A 14,745-nucleotide genomic window follows, 5' to 3' on the forward strand; every position below is an offset into this window, starting at 1 on the left:
ATTCGAAAACGTCACAAGCAGCGTTTGATTGCCGAATAATGGTGTGCTGTCGCCGCGGCCCTATATCTCATGAGATCGGCGCTATCATTTGCCATGGTTCGATGCGCCCAAGTCCGTCAGCCGTTGGGAGTAAGGAACGGCATCCGCCATGGGAGCGTCGCGATCATCGCAGTTCATCCAGCCGTTCGAGCGAACGAGGAAACCCCTTCAGAGAGACGCGAAAGGTCAACTTACCACCTGAAGCAAACGAAGTGGCGCTCACCGTGAGCACCTGCGCGGCCTTCAAAATGTCTATGGTGGCGTCGGACATGATGAGAAGAACGACGCAACCATCGGGCAGGCACGTCGCAACATCCGCATGTTGTTTTGAGGGTTGCGTATCAAGCTCGAGGCGCACGCCGTCCGACAACTTCAAGCCGAGCGGCATCCTGATCAGGACCCTCGTGCCCAGCTCTTCAGAAGGGTAGACCTGAATTGCGAACGCAACCAAACCGCTCTTTGGATCTTCATGAAACTGACCCGCGGCACATTGCTTTCCGACGTCGACGACCGCGCATTCAACGCCCCAGTCATCGTATTTCTCCTTTATGCCGTCGGCGGCGACGAGGAGCTGTTCGCTCGGCGCAGCGGCGCCCAGGGCCAACGATCCGGCGCGGTTGAATCCACTTTCCATTCTCCATGAGGCCTTATCGGAATTTTTTCGTTGGGCCGCTTCTGGCCCAACCAAACCCGACAGGAGCAGTGCCAAAACGCTCGCCAGTCTCAGCCCCAAACCCAAACCTCCCGACGGCGCTCGCTCGCGACCTGCAGCAACCCCATCCCCAAACGCAGAGCCCATCGTGGGTGATTTCGCCTCCGTCCTCGCAGTGCAGCAGGGCCGGAAACACCGCATGAATAGATCGGCCAAAGGCCGGCTTGATCTCGGGCGGGGCGGAGGGAGAAGCAAAGGGCGTCGCCGTCCACGACCCGAGACCTCTGCCCGCCAAACAGGCTGCCGACAGGATCGGCATGGTGGATATACGCGAACGAAAATCGTCCAGACGCCGAATGAAAGGAACCGGTGGGGACAGACGTCGCGGGAAGGCAGTCGTTGCCGGCATCGGGGAAAGGAGCGACGCGATTTAGGTCGCAAGGCGCCGGCATCCTGGCGGACACCGTTGAGCCGAAGCGCTCAGAACCGAGCACGGCTGGGTTGCGGGGCGCACAGATCATTGGCTGCAAGATATCGAGGGCTTATCTGCGCAATAGCATTTGTATCTCAAGGAAGGACACGATCTGACCGCCAATGCGCCGTTCGAACAAGAGCATTCAATCCAATAGTCGTTGGAGCCGTGCTGCGGTCCGCGAAACAGCGAGTATCCGGTTCCTGTGTCGGCGATGCTGGACCCGACCTGAAACAGCGACGTACTGCCGGTTGCGCTGTCTTCGGCAAATGTGGACGTCGACAAGCCGGAGGCGACCAGGCCCGCGATCAGGCAAAGCAACCGTGTCCTGAGCGGATGGTCTACGCCGCGCCACGGCAGGAGGGACTGTCGCGATTTACCGTCGTTCATTTCGATGTCCATGGACGGGTTCCTGACTACGTCGCCATCCTTGGTAGCGGGTTCAACGTTAAGCAGCGTAAAGGCTGCGTAAAATTGAGTAAAAGCAGACGAGTGCGACCGCTCCGGGGTGCCACGTCCGACCACGGATGGTGCCCGCTGGTGCGACCCCGGACGCCCGGCGCGCGAGCAAGATCGATGGTTTGGAAAGGATGGTGAGCGTCCCGCTTGTCCAAGTCATGCCAACCTCGGAGCTGAGCTTTTAACGTTGGGAAACCCCTTCAATGGCGATATTTGTTAGCCGTGTTCTTGTCGGGCTCACCTGCTGGCACGCCAAGGCACTGACCGAAGAGGCAGGTCGGTTGAATGACAGGCCGGGCCTCTCCGGACGTCAGACTATCAGCAACGATCACTTGTATATGAAGCCGACGGTGCCGTGATATTGCGCTGTCGGCTCCAAGGTTTTGCCGTTGCCGTAGAGCTTGTTGATCCGGTCGAGTAACCCCTGAGAGGCATCATCAGCTGGGCTAAGATTGTCATCAGGCCGATTCAGATCTTTTGCCGCGACAGGGCGAACCAAATAGGGTGTGGCGATAATTACGAGTTCAGTCTCGTTTCTCTCGAAGCTTGTCTGGCGAAACAAAGCGCCAAACCCTGGAATCTTGTTCAAGACCGGCGTCCCATTGGAGGTCCTGTTGAAGTTATCTCGGATTAGCCCCGCCAGAGCGATCGAACCACCCGATGGCAGTTCAACGGTGGTGCTGGTCGAACGCTTGCCGTAGGTCGGGGATGAACCGGATATAGAGGTAACCGGTTCGGACACCTCGGTTGAGATCTGCAGGCTGATCCGACCGGACGTTAGGACGATGGGCTTGAATGAGAGGCTGATGCCGTAGCTGTACGGGGTTTGGGTCGTATTGCCATCGCTGTCGGTGTTTGAATAGAGGACCTCGCCACCTGCTTGAAACGATGCCGATTGACCCGAGACGGCCGTCAATGTCGGCTCGGCCAAGGTTCGAACCACTTTCGCTTGTTCAAGCGCATTCAATGTCGTTGAGAGGCCATACTTGCCGAAGGATCCGCTGAATAGGGCTGATAGGCCGCCGCCGGAGGTCGCGGTCGTCGCATCCGTCGATGCCGTTCCCAGCTGGGCAATTGTTGAGCCACCAGCGTTTTTTAGCTCATTGTCAAAGCCCAGTTGCTTCAGGATCTCTCGCTTTACCTCCGCTATCGTCATTTTGAGCATCACCTGATCGTCGGCTGCGATGCGAAGAAGGTTGATGATTTTGGATTCCTGCCGATCTTCCGCAACAAGGGCCACGGATCCTTGACTACCCCCGCTCGACGCACTTTGGGTGCGGGTCGTCGCCTCCCCGCCTTTGACGAAAGCGGATGCAAGATCGGCGGCTTGTGCCGAGTCCTGTGCCGACCTTACGGTGCCGGTGAGGACAATATTATCGGAAATAATCTCAACCTTGATGGCCGCATCTGGTATCAAACGACGCAAATCCGTCTCCAGCCCGGCAATGTCTCTCTCAACCGCGATATCGATATTGACGATTGGTCGCTTGTTCGCATCGAGGATGAAGATATTCGTTTGCCCGACCTTTTTGCCAAAGAGAAAGATGGTGCGTGTCGCTCGCACTATCGCGTCAGACACGCCTGGATCTGAAACAACAATGTCATGAGCGTCCTGAGGAAGTTCAACGATGAGCGTCTTATTTAGACCGATGCTGACATGCCGCGTGACATTCACACCGGTCTCTGTAACGCTGATGACATTCTCGGCACGGCAATATGTGGCCGACGACAGCAGCGTGAGCAGGAGAACTGTATGCGCAATCCAGCCGGCATGGACCGAGGACTTCCCTAAATCCGTCTTGCGGAGCGGATGAACCCTAATGTTCAATGCCGCATCCATCGCGTTGCATACTATCGCGCTGATCAACCAGCAGCTCCCAACTGAGCGCGGCGACTGCGAGGGCTATGTGCTGTGGGTCCCAGCCGGCGGAGCGTGCCTTTTCGAAAAGCCTGGTAAGTGAGGGCTCCAGCGCGAATTTGCATTCGATTTGATAGGCACTGTCACTTTTTCGGATCGGAGAAGACGGTATATTGATGTCAGCCACGAGTTAGCGCCTTTGCTCTTTTTCAATCGGCGGTGAATCTTCGAAGGACGTCCCGCTAGTAACTCACCGGTTCGTGGCACGATCATGCTCTGAACATTTCCGTGTTTTACGAATTGTTTCCGAGCCGGCCGCGCTGCTTCATCGTGCGAGATGCGAACGCGGCATTCGTGCGGCCCGCCAGCAGGTCGAATTGCGAATGGCGGGGCGTGGGATGGCGGCCACAATCGCGCGATGATTGCTGGAAAGGCTCCAGGCTTCGGCACAAAACTTGGGATCGGCGCGTCCTAAAGCGGCAAAGTCCAGCCTCATCCGGTTCAATGGAGGACAGTGCGAAAGGCTTGTAGCCCACCGAAGAGCCAAGCTTGTCGTCTCTTGCTTTTCCAGCCCCGCGTTAATTCCGAGTATCGAACAAGGAACGTCCGAATTCGGTCTCGTCTGCCCGAAAAAGGTTGAGGCGAAGTTTCCGGTTATCGCCGCAGTCAGCACTGCTCATAGCCTTCGCGATCAGGATGACAGGCCACTCACCGCCGTGACAGCGATTTGACAACCACTGGGCTGCAGGGATTTTCAACGGTTGAGATATAAGCCCAAGGCGTAATTCGAACCATGATGAGCAAAAACGATCACGTCAGCCAGCGGCGTTGCTTTTCAAAGGGATTTGGCTGTAGAGGCGCGTCGAGATTGGCTAGAACGCTTGGAACACGAGCTTTTGAGCGAGCTGTTCGGTCGCAACCGCGACCAAGTCTAGTTGTGACCTTCTATCACCTAGCTGGGATGTGCCTCATTCGCCCGCTTGAACAGTGGGGTTCACCGCTATTTTGTTGCAACAGATACAAATGCGCCGCACTTCAGGACGCAGACCCGACCGTCCCCGCGTTCAGTATCGGGAGACCGCGAAGATCCCGCGAAGCGATTTCTGTGCCCCATCGCAGCCTCGTCCCGCGCAGCTGTCCTACGTGGCCGAAACATTCATTAACTCCGACAGCCGATTGGCATTCTTGATCGAATGTCCGTCGCGATCGTTGTTGAAGTAGGCCCATACGGTCTTCGCCCGGCTTTGCCTAATGCGCTCGACCCACACGAGCAATTCCGCGTCACTGTAATCGTGGCGATACCATTGCCTGATCCCGTGAAACCGAACGTAGATGTCATCGGCGGTCCGCACCAGTTCATCCGGTAACCGGGGGCCGCTGCAGGAGCAGAAAATCACCCCGGCAGCGTTGAAGGCTTCGAATACCTCATCATTCCACCAGCTCTTATGGCGAAACTCGACGACGTTCCTGCGGCGGCAGTCGAGCTGCGATAAAATGGATTGAAGCATTTCCGGAGTGTAGCGAACGCTCGGCGGCAGCTGGAAGAGAAAGCAGCCCATATGCGGGCCGAGAAGGTCGGCGATATAGCCGAAATCCTGGATCAGACTTTCCGCGTGCTCGAACCGCTTGATATGGGTGATCAGCTCGCAGACCTTGATGGTGTAGACGAAACCGGGCGCGGCCTGGCGGATCCAGGCCTTCACGGCTCCGATTGTCGGCCACGAATAAAACGGGGCGTTGAGCTCGACCGTCTTGAAGGATCCCTGATAAATTGCGAAATATTGACTCGACGGAACATCCGCGGGATAGAACGCCCCCTTCCAATGCCAGTAGTACCACCCCGAACATCCGATATGGGTGCGACCGGCCTGTCGATCCTCGGTCGGGTTGTTGGCCTGCGGATCGGCAAGGCGTACCTGACGCATTTTGGCCGCCCGATCGACATTGGCGTCGCGCTGCTTTTGCCGGCGCTCAGCGCGGCGCGCGCGGCGGGCCGCGTTATCTTCAGCAGTGCGCTGCACCAATCGATCCTCCTCGTCCCGGCCTCGACTTCATTTGCAACGTCAGCACCCGTTGCCGGTTTACCGTCTGACGGTCAGCATCTTGAAATGGCCAAGATGAGTCTCGATGCGCGGACACGTTTCCCGCAAGCCAACAAAAGACTGATCTTCGACCGAGCCGGCATAGGTCTCGAACGACACGCGCACCATGCGCCTGAATGTCGAGATAGAGCGTCAGGTCCTCAGCCCGATCCCTCTCGGCAGCCGCTACCTGATCGGCGTTTCCTGCCTCGACGGCTTCGAACTCAGCCTGCCACAAACTCGACCGCCATCATCCGACTATACGAGCGCACCGAGCGCCAGGAACGACTGCAGCTGTTCCTCCGTCTGGTCGCCGTCAGCGATCACCCTGAACGCTTTGCCTTCAGATTTTAGTTGCCGTGCAGTCTTTAGCGCATCGGGGTAAACGAGCATCGGCTCGTTACGGGTGTCGCTACCATCCGGATCGAGCGAACTGATGGCGATGACCAGGAATGTCGCAGTCATGAAAGTTTTTCCTTTTTCACGCCGTGGATAACCGACCGCTAGCCTTCGTTCCCGTCTGACAGGAATCCTTTTGGAACCGCGTCGCGTGCGTCTTGTAGCGCCATCATCCGATCAAGCCACTTGCTTTTGAGGACATCGTTAATCGCAAAAGCGACGTCCTTGGCGCTCCAATCCGCATCCTCCATTTCCTGGATGAGTGCAGTCAGTTTCTGATCGATAATGTCGCGAAGCTCATCATCGTTGGCACGCTGATTTGGCATTTCAGACAACCTTTCAAACTGAGCGGAGCAACGGTCGGGCGGCGCATATGTTCCACGGCGAGCTCGAAATGCCTGGGACACGTTCAAGATCAAACGCTGCCTGATCCCGGCCAGCGGCGTCGACGAAGGGAGCTGAGTCGAGCAAGGCCCGGTGACCCCATGCACGACCCGAGCAGGATACCGAACCTTGAATTGCCGTGTCTTTGCCGGATCGCCAGCAGTTCGCAACGGCATCCACGATATAGGGCCTGATGGGCGTCTTGATGTCGGAGAGATGGCCAAGGCAGCTACATGATCCGAGATGGTAGCACGCGCTTGCCTCGTGTCTACGTTCGCTTCAAGGCGAACGCGGCCCACTAGCGCGAGGCAAGCTTTCGTGTGCGCAGCCCGAGCCAACCGCCCATATGAAGGTTCTGCCCGACGACGAACAGCGGCTTCGGAGCCGTGCCACGTCTCCACGCCGGAACGTCGTCGGGCGAAAACGCGAATTGGAAGCGGGGTAGATCGACGGGTGATCACTATCCACCCGATGACGACCTGGATAAGCTGAGGCATTTCTATTTCCAAGGTTCGGCGATCGCTCACGGGTCATGGGACTTTTGGCAGCGACGTCGATCCGCTGATCACTTCTGGCAAAGCTTGGCTAAATTCTTCTCAAGGCTTTGCCGGAGGGCGCTGGAGATCTGGGTCTCCAGTCCCTTGACGACATCGCCGAACCGGCCACCAGTCTTGACGATCTCGATGGAGGTATCGGTCGTCTTGCAGGTCGACAGGTCGATCTTCAGCCGAACTTCAGCGGTAGCTGAAAACCCTCCTTCGACCAGCGCTTCGTCCGAGGTTTTGCAAGCAAGCGTGCCGCGGGCGCTCGCCTCCGCCGTGTCGCCATTCACCGACAATTGCAGGTTTTCGATCTTGACGGAATCGAGCTTGTCGACGCCTACCTCGACACTGATGCCGAAGCTCGATACCTTGGTCTTCAACGACCTGCATGGCTGCACATCTCCAATGGCTCTCTCCAACGCGTTCGGCGCCTGTGCTTTGGCGAAGGAGCATGGCTGGAGGAGAAAAACTCCCGCCGTTAACAGGCCTAAACAGTTCCGCATCGCTCTCTCCCATCTGCCTGGGTTTTCACGCAGGCGCCTCTGAATCATGGGGCCGGATCGGTCTGCCGGAAAGGCAATGACGGTTGCCACCATGACCGCCGCCTAAGGAACCTGGACACAAAATATAGTTTTACGACCGATGGGGCACAACGTCGTTTGTAGTACGAGCTCGCGGCAGCGCGGACGGACGCTTCGATCGGCGACCAGGCGTCGTGGCGGCGCCTGCTTGTGATGCATTGTGTTGTGGCAGCGATCGGCGCCAACCGCAGCAACCACGCCCGTCAAAAGGCCGCCGGCTCCCTTACATCGACGGGGTGGGGGTCAAATACGGACGGGGGCGCCGTCAAATACAGCGCCCCCACTCCTCCTTCAAATTAGGCGGCTTCGTGCTTTTCGCCCTCGATCTGCAGAGGGGCTTGTGTTTCGGCGTTGCCGCCGATCGCAATCCTACGGGGCTTCATCGCTTCCGGGATCTCCCGCTTGAGCTCGATGCTGAGAAGGCCGTTCGTCAAGGAGGCGTTTTCCACCTTGACGTGGTCGGCGAGCTCGAAGCGGCGCTCGAAGGCGCGGCCGGCGATACCCCGGTGTAAATATTCACCATCCTTCTCGTCGGCCTTCTGACCCTTCACCACCAGCACATTGCGCTCTTGCGTGATCTCGAGATCGGCGTCTGCGAAGCCGGCGAGCGCCATCTGAATGCGATAGCCGTCCTCGCCCGTCTTGACGATGTCATAGGGCGGCCAGGTGTCGATGGCCTGTAGGCGCTGCTGCGCGTTGTTCAAGAGATTGAAGACACGGTCGAAACCGATGCTGGACCGATAAAGCGGCGCGAAGTCGAAGTCGTTTCTCATACCAAATCCTCCGTAAAGCGAGATGGAATGGAGACGCGAAATCTGGCGTCTCCTGGTTGCTGTCGGCCCCATCCGGCGACCGACGAAAAATGATCTGGTCTCGAGCGTTTTTTGATTCAAGAGGCGCATCAAAAAAATTTGAGCGTCGCGCTTCAAACCACTTGAATGCTGTTTTCGTTGAAACAATCTCTTTTTCACCTGGAGATTTTCGCTCCGTTAGCTGGAAGTTTTTAGGAGACGCAAGATGATAACGAAAGGCTCTGACCACACTAATCCGCACAACGCCGTCGACGCGATATCCGCGTCGCACATTCTTCACACGCACCGACACTTTGACCACCCGGAGGAGGTCGTCTCAGCGCGGCTTTCGACAGACGAGAAACGAGAAATTCTCGCTTGGTGGGCTTCTGACCTTCACGCGGTCGAATCCTTGCCGGAACTGCGCCATCCGCCGGGCGTCCACCATCCAGTTCGATACAGGGACATACTCGACGCACTGAAGAAGCTCGAGGAGTGGCGAGGCGAGGGCTCGCAAACGCAGCCCACGCGCCGTCTGGTTTTGCTTTAGTAAGCGGAGGCCGACATGAAAGTCCGGCAAACCCAACCTGGGAATGTCACCACTACCCATGATCCGATGCTAGAGCGGCTGTTGGTGATTTCCCGCTATGTGGAGAACATCCGCCGCCTTGCACGGCTGGCGGACCGTCTCGGCCGCAGCGAGCTCGGCACCGCAATGATGGAGGTAGCGGGCTGTATGGAAAGGATGTCCAACGACATCGCGATGAGCGAAACCGGCGCGGACCTCTTGCGGCGGGCCGCGAGGCTTGTTGGTACCGTCGAAGGTCTTTTGGAGAGGCAGGCGAAGCTTGCTGTGCTGCATTAGGTTTGTTGCAGTCCAGATCGTCTTTTTCCGCGACCGAGCCTGGGTGGCGTGCGAACGTCGCACCATGACTGATCCGGCAAGCCCTTTGCACTGCCTTTTCCCGGTGTGTTTCGCGGTGATGCCGGCTAGAAGATCGACGTCCGCTTGTCGACCTCGTTCGCTGCGCGGAACCAATTCGGAGACGAACTCTGTCGGGGGAAAAGTGCGCTGATGCCAGACCTCGCCTCGTCCGAGGCGAGGTCTGGCATTCTGCATTAATGGGCGACGAGGCGTGCTGGCCGAGCCGGATGCGTCGTCGGCTTTCCCTTCCACGGGGCAAGCACGGACGGCATGCCCGCTTCGAGGCAGGCCGCAACGAAGGCTTCGCGCGCGACGGTGCCAGGAACGATCCCGTTGAGGACGCCACGACACGTCTTCACTGCGCGTTCATGGCGCTCCCCATGACGCAGCGGCCATTCGTTCTCGAGAAAATCCAAGGCGTCGTATGCGCCTGTGAAGGTGCGCTCCAAACCGCACTGCAACCGGATCCTCACCGGCAGGGTCCACGGAACATCGTTAAGCGGCATCTTTTCCTCCTTTCATGCCACCAATGGTCCTAATGAAAATTATATTGGGGCAGGACCCCGGCTGTTCAAGGGTGACCAATCATTGGTTCCTAATCACCGGGCATTCCCTAATTTCAATGGCCGTCCCTGAAATCACGAACCCGCGGACGGGACCTCAATGTCGATAAGCAGCCCTTCGTCCGACCAGGTTTTCTCAAGACGTCCGTTAAGCTGTTTTTCAACCATTGCGCCGACAATCACCGTGCCAAAACCCCGCTTTGCTGATCTAGGCGGAGTGTCGACGCCCACCTCCTGCCACCGGATCCTGAAGCCGGCTCCGGACGGTCCTGGCTTCCAACTGATCGAAAGCCTACCTTGCGCAGCGGCAAGCGCACCGTGATGGGCTGCGTTGACAGCGAGCTCGTGGAGCACGAGCGCAAGGGGCTGGACGACCGGCGCAGGCATGTCGATATCCGGTCCGCTAAAAAAGGTGCGGGTGGCCGCGAACGGCGATACCTGTTGGCGAATGAGTTCTTCAAGAGAAATGCTTGTCCATCTTCGTGCGGCAAGCAAGGTATGGGCACGGGCGAGCGCCTGCACGCGGTGTTGAATGGCGGCGGCGTAAAGGGCGGGGTCATCGGCGTTGCTCAGGCGAACGATGCTGTCGACGATCGCCAGGACATTCTTGGATCGGTGGTCGACTTCCATCAGCAGGCGATGTTCGGAGGCCTCCAGTGCCTCGATCCGCCGGTATTCCGTCATGTCGATTTGAGATCCAAAGAAATACAGGATCCTTCCGTCATCCCCATGGACGGGACTGAGATGCAAGCGGTTCCAGAACTGCTCTCCGCTCTTCTTATAATTGAGGATCTCGATGCTGATCTCACGCTCCCCGGCGATTGCGGCACGAATTTCAGCGGCGGCGATCGGAGACGTCGCGGGGCCCTGCAGGAAACGACAGTTGTGTCCTAACACTTCTTCGGCCTCGTAACCTGTCAGCTCGAGGAATGCCTTGTTTGCAAGCACGATCGGCTGATCGGACTTACGCGCGTCGGTGACGACCATTGGCATTCTGGTCCGTTCAAATGCGATCGCTGCCAGCTCTTTCCGATCGGCGGAAGCTGCTTTTGAAGATGCGGAAGGTAAATCCCCGTGCAGTTTTTCTCTCGAATGGCCAGTCATGCTTCCACGCTCACTAAGACGTCGCTTGATAACGTCGCTCGCGTATCTTTGTTTCCACGAAGGTTGCGTGCCTTTAGCGATCGCTCCTCCGGGACTTGCAGGATGGCTGCGGCCTTTGCCAAAGCGACGGCATCCGGTATAAAATCGGGATGGGGCCTTTCAGCCCGCAGGCCCCGCAAGGATCGCGCGCACCACATGATCATGAAACTCTTTTCCAATTCCAGCCGTTCTCGAGAGCGCTTTCTCGAAGCCATCCTGCAGAGTGCGATCGAGTATGCGATCATCTCCACGGATCTCGATGGCCTGGTGACCACGTGGAATGAGGGCGCGCGCCGGATTCTCGGATGGGATGCGGATGAGATTGTCGGCCAGCCTGCGGCGGTCATCTTCACCGAGGAAGACAGGCAGGCCGGGATTCTCCAGCTGGAAATGACTGCCGCTTTGACCGAAGGTCATGGCAATGATGAGCGCTGGCACGTTCGCAAGGACGGCTCGTTGTTCTGGGCGTCCGGTCAGATGATGGCGTTGTCGTCGGACGATGGCAAAGTCGAGGGATACGTGAAAATTCTGAGGGATCGCACCGAGCAGAGAGAGAATGAGGAACGACAGCGCATCCTGATGCACGAACTCTCTCACCGCATGAAAAACACGCTGGCCGTCGTTCAGGCCATCACCAGCCAATCCTTCCGAAACGCCAGTTCTCTCGAGGATGCGGAGCATTCGATCACGGCACGCATCAATGCTTATTCAAAGGCGCACGACATTTTGCTTCAGCAGAACTGGCTGGGTACGAGTATCGCGACAATCGTCGAGGCGACCGCGATTAATCTCGGACTTGAGACGTCAGGACGTTTCAAGGCAAGCGGTCCCGCGGTTGAATTGGGTCCACAGGCGGCCCTTTGCTTCTCCCTGGTGCTGCACGAACTCGTCACCAACGCCAGCAAGTATGGTGCGCTGTCGGTGGATACAGGGACGGTCGAAATCGAATGGTCGGTACGCGATGAGGCGGGCGACCAACGCCTGACCTTCACTTGGCAGGAGGTTGGAGGCCCGGCGGTTGCAGCTCCGAGCAAGAAGGGGTTCGGCACACGCCTCGTCAGTTCCAGCCTGTCCGCCTTCGGAGAGATCGCACTTGACTATGCGCCGACAGGGTTTGTCCTGAAGCTCGATTCATCGCTCCAGAAGCTGCAATACAAGAACTATTCCGACGCCGAGGCGTAGTTGAAACGCTAAGCCCGCATTGGGGAAACCCAGAGACGTCGCCCGCATGCGGCTGGTTCGATTGGCCTTGGAAGCGCGAGAGGCGCATGGACCAACATTGCTTGCCGGTATCGTAAACGGCTATCCCCGCGCGCGTTGCGCAAGAAGCCCTCCCATGCGCGATCCAGGAAACCTCCGGGCCGGGAAGGATCATGAATTCCACAAACAGGATCTTCAGGCGGCCGGGCTATTTGTAGGGCGCTCGAAGTGACGCGGGCGTTTCCATGTCGGCAACACCGCAGCCATCGCGATAACAAATCCAGACAGCAATCGCAAAAACCGGTGCGGCGATCCTGACACGTGCTGGCTTCATTTCCTCTAGCGCCAGCATATCCATTCCTCCGGCTTGATTTTCAAGAATCAAGCTGGTCCGCTATCATGCGACGTCGGTGTGGACTGCCTGATGAACCAAGGGTCGTCGGTCGTTCTCAGCCGTACGATAGATGCGCACTTCGGAGGCGGACTAGGTTCCGCAATCTGCCGAACGGCTGTCCGCACCCCTAGCCGTCTGCCTCGCCGCCACACTTTTGGCGACGGGTATTTGATGCCAGGCCGGGGACGTCTAAACCTCGCCGATCGAAGGGAATAAACCGCCTGTCTTCGTAGACTCGCATATAAGTCGAATGAACAGGGTGGGCGAGCCGACGCGATTTCATGTATGCCAGTGCTGAACATATTGGCCCGCCGGCGACCGGTTCCACGTCTAGCACCACTCGCAGGTTGCCGGGCATGCCTATCGATTCCAGCCGATCCAAGCTTGCTATCGTATCATCGTCAGGCTGGTAAAGTTCACCGATGACCCGATGGCCAATGCCCGGTTCATTGAACATCATCGGCGCGAACCAAGGGCCGGCAATCAGCATCGGATAACATTGTCGGGTCTGGAAAATTCCGAGAAAGCTGGCGCGGGAAAGTCCTTGCTCATGGAGAGGAAAGCCTTTCTTCAAAGTTCCAAAAACGAATAGGTTCCGTGTCATGCGGGCGAGCCCCATGGTTATCGGCCAATCCCTCGCAAGTTGGAGCGACCGTGGTCTCCTGTGTCTCCATCCGGCAGGGGAGGACCACGCTCAGTCACGCTTCATCTGAGGTGGCGCCGTCGCCAAGTTTTCTGCCGCGTCTGTTTCGGGCAATCCTTCTACCCTTTCATTGTCCACCTGGGCGCGGCGCGGCGCGGGCGATCTTTCCGCATGACGGCCGGTTCGAGCTATACCGCGCTTGCCGACAGCTGCGCCAGGGTCTTCACGTTCGGACCGGATCGGCTCGAGCTCCATCTCCGGTGGGCGAAGCTTATTCCGGTCTTCGATAGGGTCGTTTGATTTCTTCTGCATGATCGGACCTTTCTTCGATGCCGGCTAGGATCCAGGGCGTCCGCGACGTTCGTTACGGCTTAAGAACAACCTTTATGCAGCCATCCTTCTTGTCGCGGAATGTCTTGTAGAGCTCGGGACCTTCGTCGAGGGTCGCACGATGCGTGATAATGAACGACGGATCGATTTCGCCGTTTTGAATGCGTTCCATGAGCAGCGGCAGGTAGTGCTGCACCGGGGTCTGCGCCATTCGGAACGTCAGGCCGCGATTGATAGCCGAACCCATAGGGATCTTGTCGAGGAAACCACCATAGACGCCGACGATCGACACCGTACCGAAGTTGCGGCAGCAATGGATTGCCTGGCGAAGTACGTGGGGGCGATCGGTTCCCATGAACGTGGCGACCTTGATGCGGTCAAGGCGCGAGTCCCAGCTCGCCGACGGATCGGCTTCGGTGCCGACCGCATCGATGCACGCGTCGGCGCCGCGCCCGTTGGTCAGCTCCATGAGCTTGTCGTAGATGTCTTCGTCCATGAAATCGAGGGTGGTGGCTCCCGACGCTTCGGCAAGAGCAAGCCGCTCCGGCACGGTATCGATCGCGATGACGCGCTCGGCGCCGAGGATGAAGGCCGACTTGATCGCCATCTGTCCGACGGGGCCGCAGCCCCAGATCGCGATCGTGTCGCCGGGCTGGATATCGCAGAAGTCCGCGGCCATGTACCCCGTCGGAAAGATGTCGGAGAGAAACAGCACCTGCTCATCCGTCAGTCCGTCCGGCACCTTGATCGGGCCGACGTCCGCGTAAGGCACGCGCAGGTACTCAGCCTGACCTCCACTGTAGCCGCCAAGAAGATGTGTGTAGCCGAACAGGCCCGCGGGTGAATTCCCCCACATCTTCTTGACCTTCGCCGGGTCGGGGTTGCTGCGTTCGCATCCGGAATAAAAGCCGCGCTGGCAGAAGAAGCATTCGCCGCAGGAGATGGTGAACGGCACCACGACACGGTCGCCGACCTTGAGCTTTTTGTTGTCCTTGCCGACTTCGACGACCTCGCCCATCGTCTCGTGGCCCATGATGTCGCCGTTATGCATGTCCGGCATCACACCGTTGAAGAGGTGAAGATCAGACCCGCAGATCGCGCAGGCCGTCACCTTGATGATGGCATCGCGCCCTTCCTCGACTTGAGGATCTGGAACGCTCTCGCATCGAATGTCGTGTTTGCCATGCCAAGTAAGTGCTTTCATGTCGTCGTCCGCCTTTCGATCCCGAGCGCAGAGCGGACGCGCCGCCCTGCAACCCTTTCGGTTTTTGGAAACGATTTTTCCGTCT

15 protein-coding genes are annotated in these 14,745 nt (G+C 58.1%); 3 read left to right on the plus strand and 12 right to left on the minus strand.

Annotated features, from left to right (window positions below):
• Positions 1 to 163: 163 nt before the first annotated feature.
• The 8 genes from ACM5SV_RS12265 to ACM5SV_RS12300 all read right to left on the minus strand — a co-directional run bounded on the left by ACM5SV_RS12265 (position 164) and on the right by ACM5SV_RS12300 (position 8,240).
• Positions 164 to 748: an invasion associated locus B family protein gene (locus tag ACM5SV_RS12265; protein ID WP_419425257.1), complete on the minus strand. Its 585-nt coding sequence runs from the start codon at positions 746 to 748 to the stop codon at positions 164 to 166.
• 460 nt (positions 749 to 1,208) lie between these two features.
• The gene (locus ACM5SV_RS12270) at positions 1,209 to 1,565 is read right to left on the minus strand and encodes a hypothetical protein (protein WP_080635507.1); all 357 of its coding nucleotides are present in this window, start codon (positions 1,563 to 1,565) and stop codon (positions 1,209 to 1,211) included.
• A 385-nt stretch (positions 1,566 to 1,950) separates the two neighbouring features.
• Entirely contained in the window at positions 1,951 to 3,462 is a 1,512-nt protein-coding gene (locus tag ACM5SV_RS12275; RefSeq protein ID WP_020487177.1) for a type II and III secretion system protein family protein, read from the minus strand.
• Between the two features lie 1,157 nt (positions 3,463 to 4,619).
• On the minus strand, positions 4,620 to 5,504 hold the full coding sequence (locus ACM5SV_RS12280; protein ID WP_419425258.1) for a DUF72 domain-containing protein: 885 nt from the start codon (positions 5,502 to 5,504) through the stop codon (positions 4,620 to 4,622).
• Between the two features lie 315 nt (positions 5,505 to 5,819).
• Complete coding sequence (locus tag ACM5SV_RS12285; RefSeq protein WP_003554614.1) at positions 5,820 to 6,026, minus strand: hypothetical protein; 207 nt, start codon at positions 6,024 to 6,026, stop codon at positions 5,820 to 5,822.
• Between the two features lie 38 nt (positions 6,027 to 6,064).
• Positions 6,065 to 6,286 carry a hypothetical protein gene (locus tag ACM5SV_RS12290; protein WP_128439425.1) on the minus strand — a complete coding sequence of 74 codons (222 nt, stop codon included), beginning with the start codon at positions 6,284 to 6,286 and terminating at the stop codon, positions 6,065 to 6,067.
• 623 nt (positions 6,287 to 6,909) lie between these two features.
• Positions 6,910 to 7,389 (minus strand): hypothetical protein, encoded by a 480-nt coding sequence (locus ACM5SV_RS12295; protein WP_003554618.1) that lies wholly within the window; start codon positions 7,387 to 7,389, stop codon positions 6,910 to 6,912.
• A 374-nt stretch (positions 7,390 to 7,763) separates the two neighbouring features.
• Positions 7,764 to 8,240, minus strand: coding sequence for an Hsp20 family protein (locus tag ACM5SV_RS12300; protein ID WP_222005533.1), 477 nt, complete (start codon positions 8,238 to 8,240; stop codon positions 7,764 to 7,766).
• 244 nt (positions 8,241 to 8,484) lie between these two features.
• Here ACM5SV_RS12300 and ACM5SV_RS12305 point away from each other — a divergent pair, with 244 nt between their 5' ends.
• Both ACM5SV_RS12305 and ACM5SV_RS12310 read left to right on the plus strand, forming a co-directional pair.
• On the plus strand, positions 8,485 to 8,808 hold the full coding sequence (locus tag ACM5SV_RS12305) for a hypothetical protein (RefSeq protein ID WP_260693322.1): 324 nt from the start codon (positions 8,485 to 8,487) through the stop codon (positions 8,806 to 8,808).
• A gap of 15 nt (positions 8,809 to 8,823) precedes the next feature.
• The gene (locus tag ACM5SV_RS12310; protein WP_419425259.1) at positions 8,824 to 9,123 is read left to right on the plus strand and encodes a hypothetical protein; all 300 of its coding nucleotides are present in this window, start codon (positions 8,824 to 8,826) and stop codon (positions 9,121 to 9,123) included.
• A 254-nt stretch (positions 9,124 to 9,377) separates the two neighbouring features.
• On the opposite strand, the gene ACM5SV_RS12315 is transcribed toward ACM5SV_RS12310, so the two are convergent.
• Together ACM5SV_RS12315 and ACM5SV_RS12320 are read right to left on the minus strand one after the other, a co-directional pair.
• The gene (locus tag ACM5SV_RS12315) at positions 9,378 to 9,689 is read right to left on the minus strand and encodes a DUF982 domain-containing protein (RefSeq protein WP_222005518.1); all 312 of its coding nucleotides are present in this window, start codon (positions 9,687 to 9,689) and stop codon (positions 9,378 to 9,380) included.
• A gap of 132 nt (positions 9,690 to 9,821) precedes the next feature.
• Complete coding sequence (locus tag ACM5SV_RS12320) at positions 9,822 to 10,850, minus strand: PAS domain-containing protein (RefSeq protein ID WP_017997493.1); 1,029 nt, start codon at positions 10,848 to 10,850, stop codon at positions 9,822 to 9,824.
• 195 nt (positions 10,851 to 11,045) lie between these two features.
• On the opposite strand from ACM5SV_RS12320, the gene ACM5SV_RS12325 reads away from it, so the two are divergent.
• Complete coding sequence (locus ACM5SV_RS12325) at positions 11,046 to 12,071, plus strand: sensor histidine kinase (protein WP_222005534.1); 1,026 nt, start codon at positions 11,046 to 11,048, stop codon at positions 12,069 to 12,071.
• Positions 12,072 to 12,610: 539 nt separating this feature from the next.
• On the opposite strand, the gene ACM5SV_RS12330 is transcribed toward ACM5SV_RS12325, so the two are convergent.
• Positions 12,611 to 13,087, minus strand: coding sequence for a gamma-glutamylcyclotransferase family protein (locus ACM5SV_RS12330; RefSeq protein WP_260693323.1), 477 nt, complete (start codon positions 13,085 to 13,087; stop codon positions 12,611 to 12,613).
• Positions 13,088 to 13,490: 403 nt separating this feature from the next.
• Positions 13,491 to 14,660: a zinc-dependent alcohol dehydrogenase gene (locus ACM5SV_RS12335; RefSeq protein WP_012760315.1), complete on the minus strand. Its 1,170-nt coding sequence runs from the start codon at positions 14,658 to 14,660 to the stop codon at positions 13,491 to 13,493.
• Positions 14,661 to 14,745: the final 85 nt, after the last annotated feature.

It is taken from the genome of Rhizobium sp. CRRU65, assembly GCF_048551595.1.
Classification (GTDB): domain Bacteria; phylum Pseudomonadota; class Alphaproteobacteria; order Rhizobiales; family Rhizobiaceae; genus Rhizobium; species Rhizobium leguminosarum_J.